Source organism: Stenotrophomonas sp. SrG (assembly GCF_050031795.1).
Taxonomy (GTDB): domain Bacteria; phylum Pseudomonadota; class Gammaproteobacteria; order Xanthomonadales; family Xanthomonadaceae; genus Stenotrophomonas; species Stenotrophomonas rhizophila_A.
Genome location: NZ_JBNBBE010001709.1, coordinates 1 through 231 on the forward strand (window position 1 = coordinate 1; position 231 = coordinate 231).

The 231-nt window shown below is 78.4% G+C and carries 1 pseudogene; it reads left to right on the forward strand.

Annotated features, from left to right (window positions below):
• Positions 1-47 precede the first annotated feature (47 nt).
• A pseudogene (locus tag ACQG3P_RS25155) lies at positions 48-231 on the forward strand (fumarylacetoacetate hydrolase family protein); the annotation flags it as partial.

Sequence of the window (231 nt, forward strand, 5' to 3'; positions counted from 1 at the left end):
CCGCCCGGCCGCCCGGAGAGCGCGACCGCCGCGCCCCTCGCGCCGCAGTGCCGCCCCGCATCTCCACCGCCCCGCTGAGGGACCCCGCCACCAGCGCCGGGGTCCCTGGCCCGCGCGATGCCGAGAAGGCGAACAGCGAGGAGGACGGCCTCGACCTGGAAGCCGACCTGGCGGTCAGCACCGATGACGTGCCGCTCGCGGACACCGCCGAGCAGGCCGCCGGTCAGCTCC